Raw genomic sequence first — 24380 nt, 5'->3', positions numbered from 1 at the left:
TTACACTGCCTGGGTGGGGGGCTGGGTCTTTTTTTTATCCGTCAGGGGGGGAGCGGAGCGGTCGGGGGGGCCGCCCCCTTACGGGGGGGCGGGGAACTGCGCGACCAGCCCTCACCGGCCTGCGGATCAAAGGGGGGAGCGGCCGGACGGCGACTCCCCCCCCGGCTCACATGGGAGTGGTCACCGTCGCAAGCTCGCCGCCCCCGAGGTGCAGCATGCCCTTGCCGGGGGCGACCGGGCCGCCCACCACGCTGCGGGAGATGCGCAGACCGATGAGGTCTCCGCTCGAACTGTCCTGCGGGGAGAGCAGGATGCCGCGGCGGGCCTTCTTCACGTCGACCTGCCAGCCGGAGAAGCCGCTGCAGACGTCCTCCTCGTCACCGGCGAGGACGATCGCGAGGCCCTGGTCGGCGCCGCGCTGGACGATGCGCTTGAAGTGACCCTCGGCGTCGCAGTCCTCCAGCATCTCGGCGTCGTCGATGAGCACCACGATCGGCTCGTCCGGAGAGGCCGGGTCGATGGCCTCCTCGAAGTCGTCCTCGTCGATGTCGTCACCGGTGAAGACCTTCAACACGCCCTCGGTGCCTTCGAGTTGGCGCAGCGGCGACTGGCGCGGGGCCGCGATGACCAGACGTACGCCCTGTGCGAGATAGGACCGGGCCATGTTCATCAGGACCGTGGAGCGGCCGGACTTGGCCGGGCCCGCGATGACGAACGCCGGTACGCCATCGGCGAGGTCGGGGCCGTGGCCCATGACCTCGTCGCCGCCGATGCCCACCAGGGCCCACAGCTTGGAGCGGGAGGCCTCCGGGTCGCGCAGCTCCCAGGCCTCGTCGAAGGAGATGCGGCTCGGCAGCGTGTCGACGCGGAACGGACGACGATGGCGCGGCACGTCCGCGTCGCGGGCCGTGGCCGCCTCGCCGATCGCGGTGACCGCGGCGGCCTGCCCCTGTCCGGTGACATCGTCCGAGAGCAGCGCGAACTGCGTCTCCGTACCGCTCTCGTTCTTGTACGCGCGGCCCGGAGGGATCTCCTCCGGCACCTTCTTGCTGGGGATGCCGAGCATCGAGAAGTCGGAGCGGTCCGCGAGCCGCAGGCCGTACTTGTCCTCGGTGAGGGAGGAGATACGGCCGACGAGCAGCTGGCGGTCACCGGTAAGGATCATGTGGATGCCGACGCTCGCGCCCTCACGCATGATCGTCGTGAGCTCGTCCGTCAGGCTGCCGTGGTCGATCTCGCCGAGCGTGGGCAGCCAGCCCTCCCAGCGGTCGAGCAGCACGACGAGGTGCGGAAGGCGGTCGTCCGCGGGCTCGGCGGCCCGCTGCTCGCCGATGTCTGCGTACCCCTTGTCCGCCAACAGGTCCTGGCGGCGCGTGAGTTCGCCCTTGAGGCGGTTGACGAGACGGACCACACGCTCGGTCTGGTTACGGCTGACGACCGCCCCGCAGTGCGGAAGCCGGGTCAGGGCGTTGAGCGCGCCGTTGCCGCAGTCGATGCCGTAGAGGTGCACATCGGCACTGGAGTGCGTACGGGCGATGGAGCCCGCGATGGTGCGCAGGACCTGCGAGCGGCCGCTGCGCGGCGCACCGCCGATCATCAGATGCCCGAAGGACGCGAAGTCCACGACGACCGCGCGGCGCGCCTGGTCGCCGGGCAGGTCCTCGATGCCGTACGGCGCGGGGGCCAGCTTGCCGGGGCCCGTCGCGGCCGCCGACACCGGCACCTCGTCGAGCAGCAGCGTCTCGGAGAGCGCCGGCAGCCACGGGCTGTGCTGGGCGGGGATGCCGAGCGTGGCATTGGCCTCGATGACCGTGTCGACCAGGACCTTCAGGTCGGTGATCTCCTCTTCCTCGCGCGCCTCGGCCTTCGGCTTGACCAGCGTGCCGCGCCCCAGGTTCGCCCAGTCCAGGGAGTCGACCCACGGCGCGAGCAGCGTCGGATCGGCGGCGCCGGGGCGCCGGCCACCGACGCGGCCCGACTGGAAGGGCACGAGCGAGGCATGCCCGAGCCGCACGTACGCGCGACCCGGCGTGTTCTTGGAGATGTGCCCGGCCTCGGGGGAGTCGATGACGTCGGAGGACTCGCCGCCGTCCGTCACGCGCAGGGCGATACGGAGGTTGGTGTTGGCGCGGATCTCCGGGGACACGACACCGCTCGGGCGCTGCGTGGCCAGCAGCAGGTGAATGCCGAGCGAACGACCACGCTGAGCGATGTTCACGAGACCCGTCACGAAGTCGGGCAGGTCACGCACCATGGAGGCGAACTCGTCGATGACGATGAGGAGTCGGGGCACGGGAGCGTGCGACGGATCGCGCCGCACCAGGTCCTGGTAGTCCTCGATGTCCTTGGCGTCGGCGTCGGCGAGGATGTGCTCGCGCCGCTTCAGCTCGGCGCCGAGGGATTCGAGGGCGCGCTCGACGAGGTGCGCGTCGAGGTCGGTGACCATGCCGACGGTGTGCGGCAGCTTCACACAGTCCTTGAACGCGGACCCACCCTTGTAGTCCACGAGTACGAAGGTCATGTTCTCGGGGGTGTTGGCGACGGCGAGCGCGGCCACGATGGTCTGCAGCAGTTCCGACTTACCCGAACCGGTCGTTCCCGCGATCAGACCGTGCGGCCCGTCCTTGCGCATGTCGATGCCGAAAGGACCGTCGTACGACTCACCGATGACCGCCATCGTCGACTGTCCGCCCGCCTGCCAGCGGGCGGTGATGGCACCCGCCGTCGGCGGCTCCAGCTGCAGCACGTCGAGCAGCCGGCTCGACCCCGGCAGCGCGGAGTCCTCGGTCTCGCCGCTGATGTCGCGCAGCGCGGACACCGAGCGGGCGAGCCGCAGGCACCAGCTGGGCGACACGAAGTCGGGGCGTACGCCCCGCACCCGCTCGGCGCCGGTCATCTCGACGCGCAGCCGCAGTTCCGGCGCCGCGCTGGACTGGGGAGTGTCGGGCGTGGTCGTGGTGTGCCAGGCCTGGAAGGAGGGGAATCCGCCGGGGGCCTGCTGCGGCGCGGCGGCCGGCGGCTGAAGCGCGCCACCGTTGCCGCCATGGCCATGGCTCTCATGCTCCTTGGGCTTCGGCTCGGCGACGACGAAGGCCTGGCACTCACCGGGCAGGAACCGCTCCTCGGAGTCGAGGCAGAGTGCGTACATACCCACGGAAGGGCCCTCGCGCAGCAGCCGCACAACACCCGGCAGGGACCGCAGCCGCCGCGATCCGTCCCAAACGACGACGATGTCCGGGTCGGAGAAGTTGGCCCCCTGGCTCTTGTTCTCCTCCAGGGCCTTCAGCCGGGCTTCGAGCGTCTGGGTCAGCTCACCGATGCGGGCGCCGACGGTCTCCGCGTCCGTGCCGATGAGTACGTTGATGTCCTGGCCGGAGGAGGGCCGGGAATGCGGGAGCCAGCGCACCCAGTCCCAGCTGTCCCGCGCGGTGTTCTCGGTCAGGACGTAGAACTGGACGTCCATCGGGCTGTGCAGCGTCGCGGTCTGCGCCACCGCCCAGCGGCCGAGCGCGGTCGCCGAGTCGCCGGGGCCGGCGATGCCGATGACGCCAAGTCCCTTCAGGGGAAGCGCAACCGGCGCATCCTCGATCTTCCACGTCACCTGCCGCCGGTGGTCGTCCTTCTCCGGGTCGTCGAGGACGACTTCGGAGGGCATCTGCCCGGTGCCGAACCGCAGCAGCAGATGGTCGGCGTCGGTGCGCCGCCGCTCCCAGAGGCGGGTGCGGGGGCCGGTGCTGAGCGCGAGGACGGTGGCGGGGTCGGGGACGGCCTGCCGCCGGTCGAGCCGCTCGGCGACGAGCGCGTCCTGGGCGTCCTTCTCGATCCGCTCCTTGGTCTCCTTGTACTCCTTGACCTGCTTCGCATGGGACTTGCGCCCGTGCTTCTTGTCCATGAAGTAGTTGCCGAAGAGCATGATCGGGCTGAGGCCCGCCATGATCAGGTAGTACCAGCGATCAAAGATCATCGCGGCGACAACCGCACCCACCAGCGGGAAGAGCGCCATGAGCCAGGGCAGCGGCCGCGCCTCGTAGTCGCGGGGCGGGGTGGGAAGGCGGAAGGTGGTCTGCCGCTCGGGCGGCCGCAGCCGGGGCGGCCGGTTGTAGTCGAGCCCGGAACCGTCCTCGGACCACTTCAGGGCGGCGTTGGGAGGCGCGTACCGAATCAGCTCAAGCAGAGTGTTCCCGAGCGCGATCTGCGCACCGAGCGGCCACTCACCACTGTCCCGCCGCTTCTCTCCGTCACGCCGCTCTTTCTTGTCCTTCTTCTTGTCCCCGTCGCTGTCGGCGCTCTTCTCCGTGCCGAAGGGCTCACCGTCGAGGGTTACGCCCTCCTTGTCCTTCTCGTCCCCGTGCAGGGTGACTTGGCAGGTGCCATCGGTTGCAACTGACAACGTGAGGGCGCGGTCGTTCATCTCCGGATCATCGATACGGATGTACGCGGCGGGCCCGCTGCCGATGTCGTAGCGCCCGATGCCGAGCCGGTGCACGGCACCCGCCGTCGGCCCGCTCGCGACGCGCAGCTCGACGAGGCCGGTGGGTTCGCCGGGCAGGCAGCCCGCGGGGTCGTTCAGGCTGACGACGGCGCCCTCGCGCAGCGGCGAGGTGCCGACGGTGGCGGTGGGGTCGACGGCGTACCCGTCTACATAGACGAGGGGAGCTCCGGCGGCGGGGACTTGGTTGCTCCCGAACCCGATCGGAATGACCTGCGCACCGTGCCCGCCGTCCGCACCGCCGAGGCCGACCTGCCGCGCGAGTTCGACCGCTATGTCCTGCACGGTGGACTCGGGATCGGCGTCGAGGACCACGTCGGCGGTGGCACCGCCGAACGGATCGACGACGGTCAGAGTCAGGCGCACGATCGTCCTCCCCGTAACTGAACAATGGCGTTGACGATAGCCGCTCCACCCTTCCCACTGGCAACGGCCTGTGCATCGGCTCATAGCAGAGCTGTGACTGAACCGGGGTGTGATCCCTTCCGCCCCACCCGTAAGCTGCTGGCGCAAGAGCGGACGATCACACCATCCGCGCGAAACGGGAGCCACGGGGGCTGGCCCTGCGGCGAGTTGATGAGGAGAGAGCCACATGGCCAAGGACCTTGATGTCACATATCAGGACATGCGAGACGCGGCCAAGCACGTCGTCAAGGAGAAGGACAAGCTCAAGGAGAAGCTGGACGGCCTGCGGAAGTACATCGCGAACCTGGTCGAGACCGGCTACGTGACGAAGAGCTCCTCGAAGGCCTTCGACGAGAACTTCGACGAGTTCGTCAAGGGCGCCAAGGACACGCTCGACGGTCTGGACGGCATGGGTGACTACCTGACCAACGCCGCGGACAAGTTTGAGCAGATTGATGACGAGCTGGGGCGAGCTGCCAAGAAGTAGTGGCTCACCGCTGCGTGAAGGGCGGGGCGACGGAGGAGTTCCTCCTGGCGCCCCGCCCTCGGTTGTGTGCCGCGCGGTGGTTCGTGATCAGCGGTTGATGGACTGGATTTCCTCGACCGTGATGTCCTGCACTGCCTCGATCGTGCCGTTGGGCATGTTGACCGGTGCCGCCTGGCCCGTGCCCGTCCAGCTGATCTCCCAGGTCAGGGATGCCTTGAGCGGGAACGTCTCGCCGCCCGACGAGCGGCGGTAGATGATGCCGCAGGGCGGGGTCTCCTTGGACTTGCCCTTGGCGTAGGGCTCACCGATCTTGCCGTCGACGATGGGGCATTCACCGTTGGCGGGGATCGTCGTGGCGTCCTTGGTGCCGGGGTTGAGCGTCAGGGACTTGGGGGTGGCGGTCGTCGTCGCCTGGAGGTTGAAGCCGGGGACGTTGATCTCCGCCGTCGCCTTGACCTCGTCGAAGACGGCCTTGTCGAGCCAGGCCCACGTGGGCAGGTTCACCTTGGTCGTGGCCTCGGGCGCGAGGGTGACCTTGGTGCCCGGGAGCTCCATGTGCTGGTAGGCGAGGGCGGCCAGTATCTCGGGGGTGATGGCCTCCTCGTGCTGGGGCGGCGGGGGCTCGCCGTTGTCGACCCAGAAGGGCAGGTCCGTGCACCCGGTCCGCTTCAGGTAGTCCGGCTCGTTGGGGTTCTCGACCCCTGCCCAGAACATCCCCTCGCCGTCCTTGTCGACGTTGTAGTCCTTGTAGCCGGGGGTGTCCGTCCAGCCGTAGTCGTCCTCGTAGTGGCGTTCCATCTCGTTGATCGCCGCGCCGGCGTGGCCCGTCATGCCGGGTGTGTTCTTGGCGTCCTTGATGTTCTTGGACATCTTCTTCTTGAAGTCCTTGGCACCGAGGTACGGGGCGTACCAGCAGGGCGGCGGCGTCCAGTTGACGTCTGCCGAGGAGACGTTTCCGCTGCCGCCGTCCTTGGTGACGGCTCCTGAGTACTGGACCTTCGCGGCGGCGTAGATGCCGGTTCCGTCGCCGCCGCCCTTCTCTTCGGTGCTGGCTCCGTTGCCGTTCTTCTCCGGCTCTCCCGCGTAGGCGGGGCCCGTGAGGGTGAGGGCGCCGAGGGCGAGTGTCAGAGCGGCGGTACCGGTACCGAGGGCCGCACGTCGTGGTCTGTTCACTGGCACTTCTCCGCCTTCTCTTCGACGAACACCTTGGATGCCTGCCAAAGACCCTCGCCTGTAGGGTGCTTGACCATAATGATCTTGAAGTGGTCGAAGTCCGAGATGCTGGGCTTGGTCTTCTGGACCTTCCCGGTCTTGACCTCTTTGCCGTAGAACTTGGTTGAGTCCGCGCAGAACGCGACCTCCACCGAATTGCCGTTCGCCGTGGAGCGCGTGGCCGCTTCGTAGTGCCGTCGTGTGCCAGTGGCGGTCCAGCCGTCTTCGACCCGGCCGTCGATCTGCACCTTCGCGTAGTGCAGGCCCTCACCGGTGGCGTAGGTGGTCACGGCCGCGTTCTTGGATGTGCGCTTGTCGACGCCGTGGTAGATGGCCCGGACGAAGTTGGCGGCGTCGTCCATCGCGGCCGCCTCGTTCTTGTCCTTCGGCTTCTCCCACTCGAAGACCAGCTTCATGTCCTTGGGCAGCGTCAGGTCCACGCCGTCCGGCTTGTCCTCGGCCGGTGCTCCCGACGGGTCGGGGGACTTCTTCGACTTGTCCGCGCCCTGCCCGGCGCCGGCGATCTTGTCGTCGTCCTTGGATTCGCCGTCCCCGCTGCCGCACGCGGTCAAGAGCAGGGCTGCGGTCGCGGCGAGCGCGGCGGTGACGGGCATGGTGCGGCGGTTCACAGTCGGCTCCCGGTGGGGCGAGGGGTGTCTCCAACAGGCCGACGTTATCTGTGGGGTTGTTGGTTCCGCCAGGGTCGATTGCGGGGCATCCATCCCATTTCGATGGACCGTCATCGTGTCGTGACGCGAAGGGTGCGGCGTTAAGGCTGCGTGAGTGGTGTCGTCCTGAACCGCTGTTGTGGCACCGGCAGTCGTACGGTTGCGCTCTGGCCCGGTCGCCCACGGAAAGCGGGGTGACGGGTGTCGGTGAACGGGGAGCGGTATGAGTGATTTATCGGTCGACTATGCGGTGTTGCTCCGGGTTAAAGGCAACCTTGACCATATTGCCCACCTGATGAAACAGCCCGGCCGCGACATGGAAAAGGTCAGCGGCGATGCCATGGGTGTTCTCGAACTCGCCAAGCGCATGGACGATTTCGGCGACGAGTGGTCGTACGGGATCAAGCGGCTGACGAAGTTCTCCGGGAAGGCGTCCGAGGCGCTCCTCAAAATCAAGGAATCTTTCGAGAAGCTGGACGACGAGCTCGCCAAGGTGGGCGAGAAGGGCAAAGGCAAGGGGAGCGGTAAGTAGGCATGGCTGAAGCACTGCTTGAGGATTTCCCGGCCCTGGGATTCGTGCCCTGCCCAGGTGACCACACGGTGGCCGACGACGTCGCCAAGAAGGTCGGCACGACTGCCAAGGCGCTCACCGAGATCTGCCATGTGCTGCACGGGTCCGGTGTCGGCGACTGGAAGGGAAAGGCCGCGGAGGGCTTCCGGGAGAAGTTCGACGACGAGTTCCGTCCCAAGATGGACGAGGCCCGCGACTCGTTCCGCGCCGCCGCCTCTGCCCTGACGGACTGGGCCGAGTACATGGAACGTAAGCAGAAGGCCGCCGTCGACCTGGAGGGCGATGCGGCCGCGGTCAGCAAGCGGCTCAGCGACGCGCACGAAAAGGCCGACAAGCTCAACCGTGCCGACGACGGCAAGAAGGACGGAAAGGAGGGAAAGGGTGGCAAGGAGCGCGAGGAAAAGCTCCAGGAGGCCAATCGGACGGTGAACTCCACGGACATAGAACTGGAGGAACTCCGCCGCAAGGGCCGCCGGATCAGGAAGGAATACCAGGAGTTCGGCAAGGAGATAGCCGAACGACTGAAGACCGCCATGGACATCGCCCCGAATGAGCCCGGCATGTGGGACAAACTCGGGGACGCGCTCGAAAACCTCGGAAAGGCACTGGCAGACCTACCGGGCAAGCTGGGGGACGTCCTCGCCGACATCGGGGAATGGATCAAGGCGCACGCGGACTGGATCACTGTCGTGGCCTCCGTCGTCGGTGTCATCGCCATCTTCTGTCCTGTGCTCGCACCGTTGGCCATCGGGCTGAGTGCCGTCGCGTTCATGGCGCATGCAGCGGCGTACGGGACGAAGGGTCTTTTTCCGCCCTGGGGTCCCAACGCCAGCAACTGGCTGACGCTGGGCGGCGACGCGCTCGGTATGGCGCCCGGTGTCGGCGCCGTGTTCAACGGGGCGAAGGCCGGGGTCAAAGCGGGCCGGGCCGCGCAGGGCTTCGCCAACGGCGCCCGGGTCGGTCTGAAGACGGCCGGCAAGACCGTGGCGCGCAAGGTCGACGAGATCGACCCGGTCTCCAAGGTGATCCAGAAGCCGCTGAACGCCGCCGCGGCCAAGCTGGGTGTCTCGCGGGGAGCCGCCCTGACCGCCGGGGAAGGTGTTCAGGCCGCCGGCAACCTCGCACTGACCGCTCCGACCGCGATCAACGCCTATGCGCCGAGCCCTCAGAGGCTCGACACCGCCACCTGGGGAACCGGCGCGCAAACCATTGTCAATGGCTCCGGTGGCGGCAAGTTCGGCGGGGCCATGGCCATCGGCAGCGTGATCGGTCTTGGTGCGTGGGAGGTGTCGGACTGATGACGACGGCTCCTGGAGCGCCGATGCCGGCAGGGGCGGTCGGCCTGCGGCCCGCCGTCGGGGAGACCGTGGCCGCCTCCACCGGGCCCTTCCCGGACGGGACCCCCGACTTCTGGTTCGATCTCCCCATCGGCTTCTCGGAGTTCGACCTCGACGAGGACCCAGAGGACCGCATGCTGCGGACCGCCGAGGCGATCGACCCGCTCTTCGCGGACGCCACACCCGTACAGAAATTCAGCCTCGTACTGTCCGGTGAGTACGCCCTCCACACCATGCTCAAGGCGGGTGCCGAGCACATCTCGACCTGTCTGTACCGGATGGCCGACGGACAGCTTTCCCAGGGAACATTGGCCGTGTTCATCGAGCGGCCGACGATGGGCCCCGAGGTCCAGGACAGGACGGGCTCGGCCAGACGCACGGCCGAGCAGTGGCACATGCTGTATCCGGATGCCGAGGCCGCTGTGGTCATGCTGCCGTACGGCCCCTCCGCCCTCTGTATTCGCGACCAGGACCTGATGCTGCCCGGAGCGCTCTGCGGCCTGGACGAATCCGTCCCCACCACGGTCCGGTTCGTGGAAGTCTGCGTGCCGCTGAAGACCGGTCCCGGGTCGGTGCTCTTTCTCTTCATGACGGAGGACAGGGAGCACTGGGACGACTACCTCCAGATCCTGAGCGGCATCATGAAGTCGGTCTCGGCGGACGAGGTCCCGGGGGAGAAGGAGCGAAGCGCCGGCCATGAGCGTTGACACAGGCGGCCCGGCGCGGCAACGGCGTACGCGGTATCGCGCCGTGGCGGCGGTCGTCGTCGGCTGCTACGTATCCGCGGTGATCGTGGGGATGTACCTGGTCGCGGGTGAATTCGGTCTCGGCGTCCAGGTACCCCTGTGGATTCTGCACGGGGTGCTTCTCGTCGCGCTGATCCACCGGCTCGGCGTCTCCGGTGAATCCAGCCTGTACGCGGCGCTGTTCATCGTGTTCACCTCCGTGCTCTCCGTGGGGGTCGCCGGCATGGCACGCGATGACCTCACGCTTGAGCGGCGCGGCGAGCAGATCACGGCCACGGTCACGAAGGAACGTCTCGATCCGGCGCAGGGGCGCAAGGCCCGGCACTCCCACTACACGCTGGAACGGCGGGACGGCACGAGGGTGTTGGGGCCGGAGCTGGAAACGACCTCCGATGTGTACGACGTCGGGCAGGCCCTGAAGGTTCTGGAGGATCCGGAGGGAGAACTCGCCCCCCGGACGCTCGGCGAGGCGAGCTCCACGGGCGAAGTGCTCGGCGCCGCATCATTCGCCCTCGCCGCACTCGGTGCTGTCGGCTGCATGACGTGGAAAGGCTCCGCGGCAGCCAAGCGCAGGGCTGCTCGCGAGCCGGCGAACAGGATGCGGAAGGCGTACAAGGCCATCACTCGCAACCATGCCACGCAGGACGAGCAGGAACGGAAACTCCGCGAGGCCTTGCGCACCTACCCCGTCGACCGCCGTGGCTACATCACGGTCTATCCCGAGGACTACCCCGACGTATCGCATCACCGGGCCGCCCGCATCGCCTGGGAGACCGGGCTGCGCGCGGAGGCTTATGGCAACCGGGGCTCATGGCGCTTCCGGGAGACCGTGGTCGAGGAAGTCCCGTACGACTGAGTGTTGCGCGGTGCTACGAGGGGTTCGGCGCCGGCGACAGCCGGATCGTACGCGCGAAGTCGTCGATCGCGTCGAACGACGCCTCAAGCAGCGCCGGGTCGTCGTAGTGGCCCTTGAGGACCAGGTCGATGCCGTGCTCCGCGGCGTTCCAGGCGTACGTGACGGAGAGCATCAGGACGCCGTCGGGGCCGGTCCAGCTGCGCAGGCAGCGGATGCCCTCTCCGAAGTGGGGGGAGACGAACGGGGTCGTCTCCACGCGCTGGCCGGGGACCGTGACCGTGGGGTCGGGCTCCGCCAGCATCTTCAGGTGCGCGGCGCTGTGCTCCTCGTCGCAGGCGAACTGCTTGGTGAAGAAGACCAGCGGTGCGGCCTGCGGCGGCATCGGGCCGAAGATGAAGCCCTGGTCGGCCCCGATGCGGTCGCGCAGCATCGCGGCCGAGCCCTCGAGGAACTTCTTCATCTGCCGCTTCTCACGCCAGGTCAGCTTGCGCTGGTGGAGCATGGCGCTCGCGTCGAGCTGCAGGTCCAGCCACTGGGCGAACTCCGACTTGGTGCCGCCCAGCGGCATGTGGAACCACAGGGCCGGGTCGGAGTCGGTCTCGACGATCATCATGCGTAGCTCCAGCGGAAGGTGGTCATCACGGCGTCGAAGAGTTCCACCAGGGTCTCGGTGAACTCCGTGTCCATGTCCGGGGCGATCAGTGTGCTGAAGGAGAAGGTCATCCACAGGGCGGGGGTGCTGTCCGGGATCGGCACGGTGTACTGCACCCGCAGGGACGGAACCTCGACCCCCTTCTCGGGATCGGCGGGGCACGTCTCCAGGGTGCGGACCGCCGCCGTCCCGTCGAGTTCCCGCACCGAGGCCTCCTCGGCGTCACGGGCCAGGTCCACGAGCACGGCCTCGGGCTCGATGTTCGCCTTCGGCGCCCCCAGCGGCGCGGAGGCGACGAACGAAGCCGGGATGATCATTCCGTGCATCCGCTCGACCGGCAGGTAGAGCGTCAGGCCGTCGGACTTGCGGGCCTGCCGCGCCGTCTCCTTCAGCTCCTTGGTGAGCTGCAGCCGGGCCTTGGGAATGTCGTCCTTCGGGAATCCGGCGGGGAGTTGGGACACCGATTTCCGTACGATCCGCTGGATCGCCTCTTTCGTTCCCATCTGGAGGGGAATCGTGTCCCATCCGGGCGGCGGGACGAGATTGAATCCGGTCGGTACGCGGACGGAATCCGCGGAGCCGTCATCGCTGTGCTCGGCGGTCTCGGCGGTCTCGGCCGTCTCGGCGGTCTCAAGAGTCTCTGGGCGCTCAGGGTGTGACACTGCGGTTCCGAATCTTCTCTGCGACCCAGGTCGAGCCGACCAGCACGGTGAACAAAGGGGCCCCGATGATCCCGGGCCAGAAGGACGTGAGCAGGCTGGGGACGAGCAGCGCCCAGCCCATGGCGAGGTCGCGGGTCAGCAGCGGCGGACGCCTGCTGGGCGTGGGGTGCTGGATCAGGATCCAGAGGAGATGGAGCAGGCAGGCCGTCAGGCCGGCCCAGTAGATCCAGAACAGGGTCTTGCGGCCGCCGTCGGGGAGTACGACGGCGATGGCGATCAGCGGCAGGACGGACACCAGCGCACCGATGACGGTCACCCGCACCCGGAAATGCGCGCCCGTGCCCAACTGCTCTCTGAGGGACCCAGCCATCTGCTCTTCTCCCGCTTTCCTCAGCCGACCCGGGCCACCCGGGATTTACCCGGACCACCCCGGATCTACCAGTGGGTGTCCTCCGCCGGCATCCAGCCGCTTTCCTTCCAGGTGTTGTAGCCCTCGTTGTACGGCTTGTCCCCGGGAACCAGGCCCTGCTGGTCCAGCCAGCCGATGGAATCGCTCTTGCTCAGGGACTTGTCCATGACGTCGACAGCCATGCCACCGTACCCGGCGGTCATCGCGGCCCCGTATCCCACATGTCCGAGCGTGGAGGACCTGCCGGCCACGGCGTCCGGGAAGGCTCCCTTGTTCGCGCGCAGTTGGCCGAACAGTCCTGCCGCCTCGTCGTCGCCCAGGTGCGCCCACTTGGAGGCCGATGACACCGAGGTCGGGCCCTTGGCGACAAGGCCGGCGTCCTTGGAGATCTTCTTCAGCGTGAAGTGCCGCAGGTCCGAGAAGAACTTCCGGGATACGTCGTCCTGAGCACCGTTCATGGCCCTGCTCAGGTCGTTCAGCATGCCCTTGTGCGACCTGAGGCCCGCCTTGAGACCCGCGGTCCTGCTGGTCTGCGCGGCGGCGGAGGTGGCCTTGTTCGCGCCCTTGAGCATGTTGATGCCGCCTCGGCCGACGCCCATCAGGAGCAGGCCGCCGACGTCGAAGGCGAGGTCGGTCCAGGACGCGTCACCGGAGGCGACCAGCATGGATCTGGTCAGGATGGTCACGATGGCGATGGCGAGGACCAGTACGTTCAGTCCGGGAATCCAGATGGCGACGATGCCGGCGATGGTGGCGATCCAGCCGAGGCCGTCGAGGACGGTTTTGATCCAGTCCGCGTTGTCGTGGAACCACCCCTTGAGGTTGTCCCACCACGAGTCCTCGATGACGTCGTCGATCTCGTCCCGGATCTTGCCCGCGTGGTGTCCCGCCCGCTCGTCGCGGTTGCCGGTGATCTTGTCCAGCTGATTCCGGTACGTCTGCAGGGGATCGTGGTCCGTGCCGCTCTCGGACGGCTTCGGGGTGTTCTTGTCGCCGGAACCGTCGCCGGAATCGCCCTTCTTGGACTTCTCGGCGTCTATCTCGTCCTGCTTCTCCTTCGCCTGGCGCAGCACACCGTCGGCGTCGGACTGGAAGTCCTCCAACTCGTTGGCCCAGGTGGTGAGATGGCCATGGACGCGCTCATAGCGGCTGGCCACCTCCCGCATGTGCTTCTCCAGCGTGCCGGAGTCCTCGCGCAGGCGCTTGACGTACTTGCCCTTGAGCTTGTCCTCGTTGCTGATGGCCCGGAGGTTCTTGGCCTGGGTCCGCAGCTTCTTGGCGATCCCCACCATGTGGCGGACCTCGGTGCGCACCTCTTCCGGGTCGCCGGGTACCGGGTCGGAGTCACGGAGCGGCTGCCAGTCGATCGGCCGGCGCTTCGACGTCGCTGTAGTCACTTCTTCCGCTTCTTCTCGTCGCGCTTGCTCAGCTGCTTCTCGAGATCCTCGAACGCCTTCTTGGTGCCCGAGACGAGCTTGCCGGTGGACTCGATGCCCTCGATGAGCTTGGTGCGGTAGTCGTCCCAGTTGTCCACGAAGTCGCCCATGGCCTCGGCGATCTCGCCGGACCCCCAGTGCTTGTGCATGTCGTCACGACGCTTCTCAAGGCCCTCGAACGTCGTCTTGAGCTGGCTGAGCGTTCGCTCGGACTCCGCGAGGAACTCGAAGTCGACCGTCAGGTCTGGGTCTGCCACTGCGCTCTCCCCAGGTGGGCGGCGTTACGTTCCTGCGATCACCGGTCGACCGTCGGCTTCCGGTGGGGCGAGGGGTGTCTCCAACGGGCTGACGTTATCCAGGGGGTTGCTGGTTCCGCCAGGTTCGATACGGGGCAAGCTGCCCCAATTCGGTCCGACTGTCATCGTGTCGTGACGCGAAACCGGCGATGGTGAATGTTCTGGGTGGTGCCGAAGGTTCTGGCGTGAAGATCGCCGACATCGCCGACAGGGGGGGGGGCGGGCGAGTCCGCTCGGCCCGTCCTGTCGGCGGTCTCCTCAGGGAGCTCAGGCCTCCGTCAGGGGCCCAGACCTCTGTCAGGGAGCCCAGACCCCCAGCGTTCGCGCGAGTTCCTCAAGGTCTTCCGCCGCGCGCAGGACGTGCGCGATGTCCTCGGAGGCGGTCCAGATGACCACGTCTGCCCCGTGCTCCTCGACCTGCCACGCGTAGCGGACGCAGGCCAGCAGGTGAGGGGAGTCCTCCTGTGGGACGTAGCGGAAGGTGCTCATGCCCTTGCCGAGCTTCTCGGACCTGAAGGGCTTGACGACCGGGGGCTCGACGGCGGCCGTGTCGTCCGCCTCGGTCAGCGCGCGGAGGGTTTCCTCGCGAGGGCCCGACGCCGGGCCGATCGCCGCGATGACCGCCAGCGGCACCTCGGCGGGGTGGTCGAGGTGGAGGAAGACCCAATTGTCCGAGCCGGGCGGGGCGAAGGCCTCGGCGCAGCGCTCCAGGGTCCCGGCGACGAAGTCGACGCCGTTGGGGCCGGGGTCGAGGTCGCTGTCCGCCCACAGGTCCTCGGCGACTTCCCGCGCCCAGGTGTGGATGTCGTCCCAGGCCTCCGCGGGGGCGGTGCGGCCGGTCCGCGGCGGGACAAGGACCCAGGCGTCGTCGTCGACGTCGTCGATGTCGATGATGGGCCAGAAGTACTCTCTCGTCTCCGACGGCACCGTCATGCCCGCCTCCAGCGGAAGTTCGCCATCACGGCGTCGAACCATTCGACGAGGACCTCGGCCAGCTCGTCCCTGGGATCCCCGCCCCCGACCGTCGAGAACGCGGCGACGAACCAGCGGTCCGGGTCGCCCGGCACGGAGAGGATGTACTCGACGCGCCGCGAGGGGAGCTCGGCGCCCCTCTCCGGGGCGGCCCCGGCCACGTGCTCACGGCGTACGGCGAGTGCGCCGTCGATCTCGCCCGAGCTCAGGTCGGCGTCCTCCACGCCGTCGCTGGAGAGCAGCTGGACCGCGGTCTCGGTGGGCTCGGATGCGCCCCGCGGCCGGCCGGAGGGCCTGGGCACGAGGGATTCGGTCACGAGGATCGACGCGCCGATGTTGAAGTCGCCCAGGGGCTTCACCGGCAGATAGAGGTCCAGGGCCTTGCCCTTCTGGGCGCCCTCGACCGAGGCACGGAAACGGCGTTCCAATTCGCGCTTGTACGGGCCGATCCTGTCCATGGGGGCGTCGGCGGGTATGCGCGTGAACGCCTCGTCCAGGATCTGGCGAACGGCCTCCTCCGTGCCGCGGCGGAGGGGGACCTGGACCCATTCGGCGGGGAGGAGGAGGCGGTAGCCGGTGACCGGCGGGTCGACGGCGTCGACGAGACCGGCGGCTTCCGGCGTCGGCCCGTTGCGCTCAGCCTGCATGGAGGCGCTCCTTGCGATTCAGGTGCCACATCCCGGCGAGTCCGGCGAGGCATACGGCGACGGCGATCCAGAGAGCCGGGTGGCCCTTGCCGATGGCACCCATCGCGGAGTAGAGGAGGTAGATGCCGAGTGCTCCCCTGACCATCACTCGCTCACCGGACAGTTCCATCCAGTCCTTCGGATGGCGCGCCAGGTAGATCAGGATCACTGGGGTGAGACTGCACAGGGTCCACTCCCAGGTCGGCATCGATACGAGTTCACGCCCCAGGAAATCCTTGGTCGCAGGCCCGGCGAAGAGTCGCAGAAGAGCCAACGCCAGAACGACCTTCATCAGGAGAAGCACCCTGAAGGGGTTCACGCGCAACCGCCGGGGGTCGGCCTCAGCCTCCGCGCCCTCTGACATTGATCTTCCCTTCACCATCGCGATGCCACCGGCCTGGTCATGCGGTCCTTCATACGGCTGTACTCATCGTCTGAAACCGAGTCTCCACTCTTATCAGCCGCGTCCAGCCCAGTGCCGACCAGCCACGACCCACGGAGCGCGTCCTTGTGACGTTCGGCCTCGCGGGCATTGTCGGCGAGTTTCGTGTTGTCCGGGTACTGGTCCCGCCACTTCCTGATGTCCTTCATCTGCCGGCCGAGCTGGGCATCGCCCAGCATGTCGGCCTTCTCCCGCACATTGATCTGGGGCATCTCGGCATCGCGTACCTCCTTGCCCGCCTTCTTCCCTTCATTCGAGGCCTTCTGCTGCGCCCTGAGCCCGCGGGCCCGGGCCTTTGCCCGGTCGCCGCCGGACCTGCCGCCGCCCTTCCGGCTGTTCTTCTTGGCGTTGTCGATCGTGTTCTGGCGGGCCCGCTGCCCCCCCTGCTTTGGCAGCGTCGTCGGCCACTCCTGACGCGGTCTTGCGCGAGCTGTTCTGCAGCGCCTTGATGGCCTTGGCCGCCTTGACGCCGTTGCGTGCCATCTTCAGCGCACCCAGGTCCATGACGACGTCGAACCAGGAGCCGTTCCCTGTCCCGGCTTGCACGATGTGGATCGCGGCGACGATGCCGGTCAGGATGAGGGCGACGATGCCGATGGCAGGGAAGAACATGGCGGCGATGCCGATGATTGTCGCGCCCCAGCTTGCCCAATCAGCCACGGTATTGAGCCAATCGGCATCCCCGATCGTCGCCTTGAGGTCGTTCCACCAACTGTCCTTCATGTCATCGTCGATGGACTTGCGGATCTTGCCGGCGTAGTGGCCCGCGCGCTCGTCGTAGTCCCCGGCCGCGGAGTTGAGCCGCCCGCGGGCGTCCTCCAGATCGTCCTTGGCATTCTTGAGCGCGGGATCCTCGGCGTCAGAACCCTTGTCGCCCTTCTCACCCCCCTTGCCGTCCTTCTCGCCGTCCTTGCCCTTCTTCTCGGAGTCCGGCTTGTTCTCGTGGGCGTCGATGATGCGCTGGGCTTCCTTGGCGTCATCGAGGGCCTTGTCCGCGCGCTTCTGGAACCCTTCCAGGTCCTCGGCCCAGCCGGACAGGTGGTTCTTGACCTCGCGGTAGCGGTCCTCCGCCTCGTCCAGCTTGCGGCCGAGCCCGCGGGCGTCCTCGGCGAGCTTCTCCGCGTACTGGCCCTTGAGGTTGTCGGCGTCGGCCATCGCCGTGAGTGCCGCGGCCTGGGTGCGCAGATACTCGGCGATTTTCTTCATGTGTTTGACCTGGCCGCGGACCCCCTCGGGATCGCCCGGTACGGGATCGCTTTCGCGCAGCGGCTGCCAGTCCTTTGGACGTGCCATGTTCTATTCCCCCGAAATGAGTCCGTCGCTCGTCGCTCGTCGCTCGGCCGTTGCCGTTCGAGCAGCGCCTACTTCTTCTTCTTTCCGGCCTTCGCCAGGTCGTCTTCGAGCTTCTTGAACGCGTCCCGGGTGCCCTCCACCTGCTTCCCGACCTCTCCCAGGGATTCGAGGAGGCGCTTGCGGTTCTTGTCCCAGTTGTCGACGAAGTCGCCCATCGCGTCCTTGATGTCGGACGCGCCGACGTCCGACTTGACGTCGTCCTTCCATTCATCGAGGTTCTTGAACTCGTTCTCGATGGCGTTCAGTTGGCTCGCCGACTTGTTGAGCAACTGAAAATCGACGATCAGGTCTGAACCGGACATAAATCCCCGCTCTCGTGCTGTTTCCCGCTTCAGGTTCCCGCTTCACGCTTCCCGACTCCGGGAATTGTGCGGGTGCGCGGAAGAATACCCAGGAGGCAGGGCAGGGTGGGGAGTTGGCGAATTAGGGGCTAGGGCGTCCGGCAGGCAGGGCGCCCCCGCGGGCGGCGAACCGGAGCAGCCGCGGCGGGACTGGGGGCCGATCGGCTGAGGGCCCCAAGCGCTCCGCCCAGACGTCGTCACCAGCCCCACTCGCTACCCCCGCCCCCGCGAAAACTCCCCCCGCCCCACACGCCCCGCGAGCCCGTCCTCCCCGTCCCGCAGCAGCGAGCCGTACCCCGTCGCCGCCCACACGCTCTGGTCGGCCGGTACCTCGAAGTACGGGACCTGGCGCCCATCGGCGGTGTCGGTGTCCGTCAGTACCTCCGGGGCGCGGCGCGTGCGCACCGCCGTCCCGCACTGCTCGCACGCCGCGATGTGCAGCTGATCGCGGCGCCCCAGCGGGCGCCACCGGATGCGGCGTTCGGCGCGGCCGTGCAGGGGGTTGAAGAAGCAGAGGGGGAGCGGGGCCGCCGTGCCCTCCAGGGCGTCCCGGCCCTCTGCCACCAGGGCGAGCACCCCTGCCAGGTCCGGCAGCCCGCGGGCCCCGTCGAGGACCGTGCCCGCGGCCGCGTAGGCGTCAAGTGCGTGCTGCAGACCGGGAGTTGAGGTGTCCGCCCGCTGGACCGCCTCGCCGAGGGCCACGACCTCCGCCTCCGTCTGGCGGCGCAGAGCCGCCTCGTCCGCCTCCCGCGCCGCGGCGAACACGGCCTGGGGGAAGGCGAACGGGGAGCCGCTCGTGCCCGTCCCGCGCCTCCGACGACGTACGAAGAAGAAGAGGCAACCGGCGGCCAGGGCGAGGGCGAGCGCCGCTGCCGTCAGGGGCCAGGCGGAGCCGCCCGCACCGGAGTCACCCTTCTCGGCCTCCGTGTCGCCCCCGCCGCCCGACCCCTCGCCCAAGTCGGCCGTCGCCTCCTCGTACGCCTTCTCGCCGTCGCCCCGCTCGATCAGCTCGACCGCCTTCTCGGTCTGGTCGGCGAGCCCGGCGTCCTTCATCTCGTCGAGGGAGCCGACCGTACGGACCGCGTCGGCGGCCTGCTGCTCCTCGCCCGGCCACTCGAAGCCGTTGAGGTCGCCGGTCCACCGGTCGCCGGCGGTGACGAGGATCAGCTGGCGCTCGTCGAGCCGGTCGTGCACGACTTCCGCGAAGACGTCGGATTCACCGTCGTACGCATCACCCTGGACGATCGGTACGAGGGCCACCTTGATCGGAAGACCGGTCTTATCGATCTGCCGTACGAGCTGCTGCTGCCGGGCGGGCGGTACGGAGTCGGCGTACGCGGCATCGACGTACACCGGCGAACGCCGCAACGCGTCGGCGATCTTCTCGCCGGGGCTGGCGGCGGCGGGCGCCTGCGCGGCGGCCGGGGGAGCCGCTGCCACAGCAAGGAACGTGAGAGCCATGGCCGCTACGGCACGCTTCAGGTCACTGAACACCGACGTACTCCCGTACCTGGCGGATGAGTTGGGGAATCCCCTGCTGTATCGAGGGCAGCGGCCCCGGCGCCTCCTCGTACGGCACGCGCACGAACCGTGCTGCCCCCGGCAGGGTCAGCCGCAGCGTGTGCGCGTGCCGGGGCTGCGCGCCGACCAGGACACGGCACTGCGCGCACACCGGGATGGTGCGCAGCCGCTGCTCCTCGGGCGCGTACTGGGCGTCACGCCAGCCCGTCGCGGGCCCGTGCAGCGGATTGAGCGCACAGCACGGCTTGTCGGCGCCGGCGAGCGCGGCGCGGCCCGTCCGGGCGAGGACGATGGCGGCGGCGAGATCGGATGGCGTGACGTCGTCGTCGACGTGCCCGTCGGGGTCACGGTCGACGAGCAGCGTGGCGGCGTCGAGACAGTCCCAGACGCGGGTACGGAGACTGGAACGGAGCGCGGCGTCAGGGTCGAACTCCCGTCCCAGGGCGTCGATTTCGTCGCGGGCGGTGCGGCGCAGGAAGTCGAGGGAGGGCGCCGGCGGTGCGTCGAATTCGGGAAGGGGGGTCGGAGACGCACTGTTGGTGGTCGTACCGCTCGTACCGCTCGTACCGCTCGTACCGCTCGTACCGCTCGTACCGGTCGTACGGGGTCGCCTCAGGCTCGGCACGGCGAGGCGGGTGATGCCGAGCAGCGAGGCGACGACGCCGAAGACGACCCCGGCGGCGAGGGCGCCGACCAGCAGCCCCGGCCAGAAGTCCCCGGAGAACAGCGGCGAGAGCTGGTCGTCCTCGACGGGTTCGGGAGCGTCGTCCATGCCGAGCGAGGAGGTCTCCGGCTCCTTCACGCGCGGCGCGTCATCGAGAAGCGTCATCAACTTGCCGAGCCGCTCGCCGAGTTGGTGGTCGCTGGAACGGTCGTCGTCATCGCCGTACCGAACCGAATCGGGAAGGTCGAAGGCGATGAGATTGGCATCGATGCGTACGTCGTACGTGACGACGTCGATGTACCCGCCGAGGGGATCGGCCACGACGTAGACGCCACGGTCCCCCGCCGCCCCGATCCGCTTGCGCACCGCCTCGACGAAGATCTCGGGCTCACTCGCGGACTCGTCCTCGGTGAGCTGCGGGACGAGGGCGACGAAGACGGGCCCGCGGTCGAAGTCGTCGATCTGGTCCAGGAGTTCACGCTCTTGCCGCGCGTCGAGGGAGCGCGGGCTCTCGGGATCGCTGTAGACGGGACTCCGCTTCAGGCCGTCGGCGACGCGTTCGACGCGGGTCGAGAGGTCGGCGGCGGTGGGTTGCGGAGTGGCGCTGGAGGTCTCCTGGTCGAAGACGAGGGTGGCGCTGAGGGCGATGGCGACGGCGGCGAGTGCGGCGACCCCGGCTTCGATGCGCAGGGGAGTGAAAAGCCGTCGCCGTTCCGTGGCCGCGTCGCTCCCTCGGACCTGCCGCCGCCAACGACGTACGTAGGGACTGATGACGACAATGAGGAGGGGTACGCCGGTCAGCGCGATGCCGGTGGCGAAGGACTGGTTGTCGCGGTCGACGGGATCGATGTGCATCTCCGCGACTTCTTCGCCGCTGTCACCGCCGTACTTCTTACGGGCGGCCTCCGCACGCTGGGCGGCCTTCTCGCGCCCCTGCGAGACGACGTCGACGAACCGCTCGAACTTCAGCAACGGCCCGGCGTCATAGGGCAGTTCGTACAGCTGGACGGTGGAGGCGTCATCGGCGGGAGCCGCCACTTCGAAGGCCTCGGCGTCCGTGACCCCCATGTCGTCGACGAGCACATACAGCCCGTCCCGCCCGAGCCGGTCGTGCACGGCCCCGAGCAGCCGGTCGCTGCCGATCCCCTGATCGGGGAGGACGAGGACGTAGGTAGGAACACCGGTCCGCTTGGCGAGCTTCGCGAAGTCGGGCGCGGTGGAGCGGGGGATCTCGCGGGGCAGCTGATCGGTTACGTAGACGGGGTCGTCGCGCAGCCGGTCGGCGAGGGCGGCGGCCTGGGTGGGGGTGTCGCCGGCGGGCGGCGCGGCTGTCGCCGGGGATGCGGTGAGGCCGACGAGCAGCGTCAGGATGAGAAAGAGGCCGGCGAGCAGCGGAAGATCGCGTCTGCCACGACCGCGGCGCCCGACGGCGCCGCCGCCCCCAGGGCCCGCCCCGGCGGGCGCGGCGGGCACCCCCCCGCCCGCGCGTGGCCGCCCCCCCCCCGGGACCCCCCGCCCCGGGGGGCGCGCCTTCAACCCCGCGGACGGCCTTGGCCGCCCCGACCCCTGTCACCCGTCCCGCCCCTTTGCTCATTGGGCGCACTTTACTGTCGCTACTGCCGACGGAACACTCACCATCAGCGGTTGATGGACTGGATCTCCTCGACGGTGACCGGCTGGTCGTTGCCGTACTCGCCGTCGGGCAGCTTCCCGCCCGCGCCGCCCGTGCCGGTCCAGGTGATCTCCCAGGTGGCGGTGGCCTGGAGGTCGAAGGTGCCGTCGCCCGACGAGCGCTGGTAGGTAACGCCGCAGGGCGGCTTCTGCTTCGACTTGCCCTTTGCGTACGGCTCGCCGATCGAATCGTCGTCGTTCATCTCGCACTTGCCGGATGCGGGGTGCAACGTGGCGTCTTCGGTGCCGGGCTTGATGCTGAGCGCGACGGGCTTCGCGACGGTCGTCGCCTCGATGTGCAGCCCCGGGGCGTCGAGCGAGGCGGTCACGGACACGGGCTTGAAGTCCCCCTTGTCGAGCCAGGCCCAGGTGGGGAGGTTGACCTTGGAGGGGCCGTCGGGGGCGAGGGAGACTTTGGTGCCGGGGACCTTGATCTGGTTGTAGGCGAGTTCGGCGAGGATCTCCGGGCTGATGGCGTTCGGGACGTCCGGGATCTCGCCGTTTTCGACCCAGAAGGGGGGATCAAGGCACTTCGCCTGCTCGGCGACGGTGGCATCGGGGCTGAACTGGGCGCCCCACCACATCCCTTCCTTCTCCTTGTCGATGTTGTAGTTGTCCTTGGCGTAGGCCCGGTTCTCGTCGGACATGTCCTTCAAGGCATCCTGCGGAGCGCCGGGGTCGTGCCGCGCGGTGAAGTACAGGCGGTCGCGGAACTTCGCGAACTCGCCGGCCTTCCACTCCGGGGCGTACCAGCAGGGCGGCGGCGTCCAGTTGGGGTCGACCGACGTGACCGTGCCGCCGCCGGGGGAGGTCCCGGTGGACTTGTAGGTGATCTTGGCCTGGGCGGCGACCGTGCGGTCGGGCCCCTTGGATCCCTGGCTGTCGATCTTGACGGGGTCCGCGGCCATCGCGGGAGCGCCCGCCAAAAGAGCCAGTGAGCCGCAAACAGTCGCAACGATAAGTGGCTTACGCATACCTGTCCCCCGTTGTCCCCGTTATCCCATGCATTGCTGAGATTCGCCCTCCACCTTGATGAGGTCGGCCCGCCACAGTCCCTTGGTGCTCTTGGCGGCAGTCATCGAGATCTGCCAGGAGGAGTAGTCCTTGATGCTCGGCTTGGTGCGGAGCACCTTCTTGGTCTTGACTTCCTTGCCGAAGAGCTTGTTGTCGTTGGTGCAGAACGTGACGGCGATGGTCTTCTTCTTCGTGACGGTCTGCACCTTCACGTCGGTGTACCGGCGCTCGCCGGTGATGGTGTAGCCGGCGTCAATGTGGTCCTTGATCTGCTTCTTCGCGTACGTCTGTGCCGGGCTGCCGATCTCCGAGTAGAACTTGTACGCGGCTTCGTCCGCATCCTGCTCGACGATTCCGAACTCGATGGCCCGCGCGTAATTCTGGGCGTCGTTCAGCGCCGCCAACTGGTCCGGATCCGACAGGTTGACCTTGTCGAAGACAAGATCGACATCGGACGGGAACTTCATCTCCGGCCGGTCGATCTCCGCGGCACCGCCGGCATCAGGGCTTGGCGAGGTGCTCTTCTTGGTGTCACCGGAACCGGCCCCCGGGATCTTGTCGCTTCCCGAATCCTTGCTGTCCCCACCCCCGCACGCGGTCAGGAGGAGAGCAGCGGCAGCCGCCATCGAAACGGCGGCGACGGGCAGGGTGCGACTGCGGTTCACGTGGGACTCCCGGTGGGGCGACGGTTCTGCAAGGCATCAGACGGTACTGAAGTGGTCAATGGTTTCGCCAGAGTCGACTTTTGCCTTGCCGATTCCGACTCCGGCTCCGGCTGGCGAACCGAACACTGCTCAGCGGCACTGCGCGGCCTCGTCCTTGACCTTGGCTTTCTGGGCGAGCCAGAGGCCGTCGGTGCTCTTCGATGGAACCATCTCAATTCGCCAGAACCAGTAATTCTTGGGGCCCGGTTCGAAGGGGATCTTCTCCTTGGTCCGGAGGTCCTTGCCGCTCATCTTGCTCTCGTCGGAGCAGAAGGTGACGACCATGCCCTTCTTGTCCGCGCCCCCGCCCGGCTGCACCTTCGCGTCGCTGTGGGACCGCTCGCCCGTGACGCTGAAGTCGGCCGAGGAATGGTTCCTGATCTGGGACTTCGCGTACTCCCGGGCATCGCTGCCAGCCTCCGAGTAGAACTTGTAGGCGGCGTTCTCCGGGTCCTGCTCGACGATTCCGTACACGGTTGAACGAGCGTAATTCTGCGCGTCGTTCAGCGCGGCGGCCTGCTCCGGATCGGTCAGCTCGCTCTTCTCGAAGACGAGCCGCACATCGGAGGGAAACTTCATCGCGGGCCGCTCGATCGCAGCCGCCGCGCTCTTCTTCGCACTGGGCGAAGCACTCTTCTCCGCACTTCCGCCCCCGGCGGCCTTGTCCTCCCCGGAGTCACCGTCGTCACCCCCGCATCCCGCGAGCAGGAGGGCAGCGGCAGCCGCCAACGAGACTGCGGCGACGGGCAGGGTGCGACTGCGGTTCACGTGGGACTCCCGGTGGGG

At 68.1% G+C, this 24380-nt stretch carries 24 protein-coding genes; 5 read left to right on the top strand and 19 right to left on the bottom strand.

The window, feature by feature from the left end:
- Nucleotides 1-166 precede the first annotated feature (166 nt).
- Nucleotides 167-4855, bottom strand: a complete 4689-nt coding sequence (locus tag ACFWY6_RS12975) for an FtsK/SpoIIIE domain-containing protein (RefSeq protein WP_384688571.1) — start codon at nucleotides 4853-4855, stop codon at nucleotides 167-169.
- Between the two features lie 226 nt (nucleotides 4856-5081).
- On the opposite strand from ACFWY6_RS12975, the gene ACFWY6_RS12970 reads away from it, so the two are divergent.
- Entirely contained in the window at nucleotides 5082-5381 is a 300-nt protein-coding gene (locus ACFWY6_RS12970) for a WXG100 family type VII secretion target (protein WP_360768166.1), read from the top strand.
- An 87-nt stretch (nucleotides 5382-5468) separates the two neighbouring features.
- On the opposite strand, the gene ACFWY6_RS12965 is transcribed toward ACFWY6_RS12970, so the two are convergent.
- Together ACFWY6_RS12965 and ACFWY6_RS12960 are read right to left on the bottom strand one after the other, a co-directional pair.
- Entirely contained in the window at nucleotides 5469-6554 is a 1086-nt protein-coding gene (locus tag ACFWY6_RS12965; protein WP_384688568.1) for a hypothetical protein, read from the bottom strand.
- On the bottom strand, nucleotides 6551-7222 hold the full coding sequence (locus ACFWY6_RS12960; protein ID WP_384688566.1) for a hypothetical protein: 672 nt from the start codon (nucleotides 7220-7222) through the stop codon (nucleotides 6551-6553). The genes ACFWY6_RS12965 and ACFWY6_RS12960 overlap by 4 nt, the downstream gene beginning before the upstream one ends.
- Nucleotides 7223-7484: 262 nt before the next feature.
- On the opposite strand from ACFWY6_RS12960, the gene ACFWY6_RS12955 reads away from it, so the two are divergent.
- From ACFWY6_RS12955 to ACFWY6_RS12940, 4 genes are read left to right on the top strand one after another with little or no spacing between them, the layout of a single operon-like run.
- Complete coding sequence (locus ACFWY6_RS12955; RefSeq protein WP_384688564.1) at nucleotides 7485-7793, top strand: hypothetical protein; 309 nt, start codon at nucleotides 7485-7487, stop codon at nucleotides 7791-7793.
- 2 nt (nucleotides 7794-7795) lie between these two features.
- Nucleotides 7796-9130, top strand: coding sequence for a putative T7SS-secreted protein (locus tag ACFWY6_RS12950; protein WP_384688561.1), 1335 nt, complete (start codon nucleotides 7796-7798; stop codon nucleotides 9128-9130).
- Nucleotides 9130-9876 (top strand): hypothetical protein, encoded by a 747-nt coding sequence (locus tag ACFWY6_RS12945; protein ID WP_384688558.1) that lies wholly within the window; start codon nucleotides 9130-9132, stop codon nucleotides 9874-9876. Before ACFWY6_RS12950 ends, ACFWY6_RS12945 begins: the two co-directional genes overlap by 1 nt.
- Entirely contained in the window at nucleotides 9866-10771 is a 906-nt protein-coding gene (locus ACFWY6_RS12940; protein ID WP_384688555.1) for a hypothetical protein, read from the top strand. The genes ACFWY6_RS12945 and ACFWY6_RS12940 overlap by 11 nt, the downstream gene beginning before the upstream one ends.
- 13 nt (nucleotides 10772-10784) lie before the next feature.
- On the opposite strand, the gene ACFWY6_RS12935 is transcribed toward ACFWY6_RS12940, so the two are convergent.
- The 16 genes from ACFWY6_RS12935 to ACFWY6_RS12860 all read right to left on the bottom strand — a co-directional run bounded on the left by ACFWY6_RS12935 (nucleotide 10785) and on the right by ACFWY6_RS12860 (nucleotide 24362).
- Nucleotides 10785-11384, bottom strand: a complete 600-nt coding sequence (locus ACFWY6_RS12935; protein WP_384688552.1) for a hypothetical protein — start codon at nucleotides 11382-11384, stop codon at nucleotides 10785-10787.
- Entirely contained in the window at nucleotides 11381-12085 is a 705-nt protein-coding gene (locus ACFWY6_RS12930) for a hypothetical protein (protein WP_384688550.1), read from the bottom strand. The genes ACFWY6_RS12935 and ACFWY6_RS12930 overlap by 4 nt, the downstream gene beginning before the upstream one ends.
- Nucleotides 12072-12455 carry a hypothetical protein gene (locus ACFWY6_RS12925; RefSeq protein WP_384688548.1) on the bottom strand — a complete coding sequence of 128 codons (384 nt, stop codon included), beginning with the start codon at nucleotides 12453-12455 and terminating at the stop codon, nucleotides 12072-12074. Before ACFWY6_RS12925 ends, ACFWY6_RS12930 begins: the two co-directional genes overlap by 14 nt.
- 65 nt (nucleotides 12456-12520) lie before the next feature.
- A complete protein-coding gene (locus tag ACFWY6_RS12920) occupies nucleotides 12521-13891 on the bottom strand; it encodes a hypothetical protein (RefSeq protein WP_384688545.1) in 1371 nt (456 codons plus the stop codon).
- A complete protein-coding gene (locus ACFWY6_RS12915) occupies nucleotides 13888-14187 on the bottom strand; it encodes a hypothetical protein (protein ID WP_360768205.1) in 300 nt (99 codons plus the stop codon). Before ACFWY6_RS12915 ends, ACFWY6_RS12920 begins: the two co-directional genes overlap by 4 nt.
- A gap of 336 nt (nucleotides 14188-14523) precedes the next feature.
- Entirely contained in the window at nucleotides 14524-15159 is a 636-nt protein-coding gene (locus tag ACFWY6_RS12910) for a hypothetical protein (protein ID WP_384688542.1), read from the bottom strand.
- A complete protein-coding gene (locus tag ACFWY6_RS12905) occupies nucleotides 15156-15845 on the bottom strand; it encodes a hypothetical protein (RefSeq protein ID WP_384688539.1) in 690 nt (229 codons plus the stop codon). The genes ACFWY6_RS12910 and ACFWY6_RS12905 overlap by 4 nt, the downstream gene beginning before the upstream one ends.
- Nucleotides 15835-16176, bottom strand: coding sequence for a hypothetical protein (locus ACFWY6_RS12900; protein WP_384688537.1), 342 nt, complete (start codon nucleotides 16174-16176; stop codon nucleotides 15835-15837). The genes ACFWY6_RS12905 and ACFWY6_RS12900 overlap by 11 nt, the downstream gene beginning before the upstream one ends.
- Before the next feature lie 83 nt (nucleotides 16177-16259).
- Nucleotides 16260-16538 carry a hypothetical protein gene (locus ACFWY6_RS12895; RefSeq protein WP_384688534.1) on the bottom strand — a complete coding sequence of 93 codons (279 nt, stop codon included), beginning with the start codon at nucleotides 16536-16538 and terminating at the stop codon, nucleotides 16260-16262.
- Between the two features lie 37 nt (nucleotides 16539-16575).
- Nucleotides 16576-17619 (bottom strand): hypothetical protein, encoded by a 1044-nt coding sequence (locus tag ACFWY6_RS12890; protein ID WP_384688532.1) that lies wholly within the window; start codon nucleotides 17617-17619, stop codon nucleotides 16576-16578.
- Nucleotides 17620-17687: 68 nt separating this feature from the next.
- Nucleotides 17688-17981, bottom strand: coding sequence for a hypothetical protein (locus tag ACFWY6_RS12885; RefSeq protein ID WP_384688529.1), 294 nt, complete (start codon nucleotides 17979-17981; stop codon nucleotides 17688-17690).
- A 252-nt stretch (nucleotides 17982-18233) separates the two neighbouring features.
- A complete protein-coding gene (locus tag ACFWY6_RS12880) occupies nucleotides 18234-19481 on the bottom strand; it encodes a hypothetical protein (RefSeq protein ID WP_384688526.1) in 1248 nt (415 codons plus the stop codon).
- Between the two features lie 22 nt (nucleotides 19482-19503).
- Complete coding sequence (locus ACFWY6_RS12875; protein WP_384688523.1) at nucleotides 19504-21678, bottom strand: hypothetical protein; 2175 nt, start codon at nucleotides 21676-21678, stop codon at nucleotides 19504-19506.
- Nucleotides 21679-21842: 164 nt separating this feature from the next.
- A complete protein-coding gene (locus ACFWY6_RS12870; protein WP_384688520.1) occupies nucleotides 21843-22784 on the bottom strand; it encodes a hypothetical protein in 942 nt (313 codons plus the stop codon).
- An 87-nt stretch (nucleotides 22785-22871) separates the two neighbouring features.
- Nucleotides 22872-23555, bottom strand: a complete 684-nt coding sequence (locus tag ACFWY6_RS12865; protein ID WP_384688518.1) for a hypothetical protein — start codon at nucleotides 23553-23555, stop codon at nucleotides 22872-22874.
- Nucleotides 23556-23684: 129 nt separating this feature from the next.
- Nucleotides 23685-24362 carry a hypothetical protein gene (locus ACFWY6_RS12860; protein WP_384688515.1) on the bottom strand — a complete coding sequence of 226 codons (678 nt, stop codon included), beginning with the start codon at nucleotides 24360-24362 and terminating at the stop codon, nucleotides 23685-23687.
- Between the last annotated feature and the right edge of the window lie 18 nt (nucleotides 24363-24380).

The sequence above is a fragment of the Streptomyces sp. NPDC059037 genome, assembly GCF_042740015.1.
Taxonomy (GTDB): Bacteria; Actinomycetota; Actinomycetes; order Streptomycetales; family Streptomycetaceae; genus Streptomyces.
Note: the sequence above shows the minus strand (reverse complement) of the source record. Positions and strands in the feature narration are given on the sequence as shown.

Excerpts from the sequence above, each read along its gene's own strand:
- ACFWY6_RS12970 (WP_360768166.1), top strand. The coding sequence starts at position 5,082 with ATGGCCAAGGACCTTGATGTCACATATCAGGACATGCGAGACGCGGCC.
- ACFWY6_RS12955 (WP_384688564.1), top strand. The coding sequence starts at position 7,485 with ATGAGTGATTTATCGGTCGACTATGCGGTGTTGCTCCGGGTTAAAGGC.
- ACFWY6_RS12950 (WP_384688561.1), top strand. The coding sequence starts at position 7,796 with ATGGCTGAAGCACTGCTTGAGGATTTCCCGGCCCTGGGATTCGTGCCC.
- ACFWY6_RS12945 (WP_384688558.1), top strand. The coding sequence starts at position 9,130 with ATGACGACGGCTCCTGGAGCGCCGATGCCGGCAGGGGCGGTCGGCCTG.
- ACFWY6_RS12940 (WP_384688555.1), top strand. The coding sequence starts at position 9,866 with ATGAGCGTTGACACAGGCGGCCCGGCGCGGCAACGGCGTACGCGGTAT.
- ACFWY6_RS12935 (WP_384688552.1), bottom strand. The coding sequence starts at position 11,384 with ATGATGATCGTCGAGACCGACTCCGACCCGGCCCTGTGGTTCCACATG.
- ACFWY6_RS12925 (WP_384688548.1), bottom strand. The coding sequence starts at position 12,455 with ATGGCTGGGTCCCTCAGAGAGCAGTTGGGCACGGGCGCGCATTTCCGG.
- ACFWY6_RS12910 (WP_384688542.1), bottom strand. The coding sequence starts at position 15,159 with ATGACGGTGCCGTCGGAGACGAGAGAGTACTTCTGGCCCATCATCGAC.
- ACFWY6_RS12905 (WP_384688539.1), bottom strand. The coding sequence starts at position 15,845 with ATGCAGGCTGAGCGCAACGGGCCGACGCCGGAAGCCGCCGGTCTCGTC.
- ACFWY6_RS12900 (WP_384688537.1), bottom strand. The coding sequence starts at position 16,176 with ATGAAGGTCGTTCTGGCGTTGGCTCTTCTGCGACTCTTCGCCGGGCCT.
- ACFWY6_RS12895 (WP_384688534.1), bottom strand. The coding sequence starts at position 16,538 with ATGCCCCAGATCAATGTGCGGGAGAAGGCCGACATGCTGGGCGATGCC.
- ACFWY6_RS12890 (WP_384688532.1), bottom strand. The coding sequence starts at position 17,619 with ATGGCACGTCCAAAGGACTGGCAGCCGCTGCGCGAAAGCGATCCCGTA.
- ACFWY6_RS12885 (WP_384688529.1), bottom strand. The coding sequence starts at position 17,981 with ATGTCCGGTTCAGACCTGATCGTCGATTTTCAGTTGCTCAACAAGTCG.
- ACFWY6_RS12880 (WP_384688526.1), bottom strand. The coding sequence starts at position 19,481 with ATGGCTCTCACGTTCCTTGCTGTGGCAGCGGCTCCCCCGGCCGCCGCG.
- ACFWY6_RS12870 (WP_384688520.1), bottom strand. The coding sequence starts at position 22,784 with ATGGCCGCGGACCCCGTCAAGATCGACAGCCAGGGATCCAAGGGGCCC.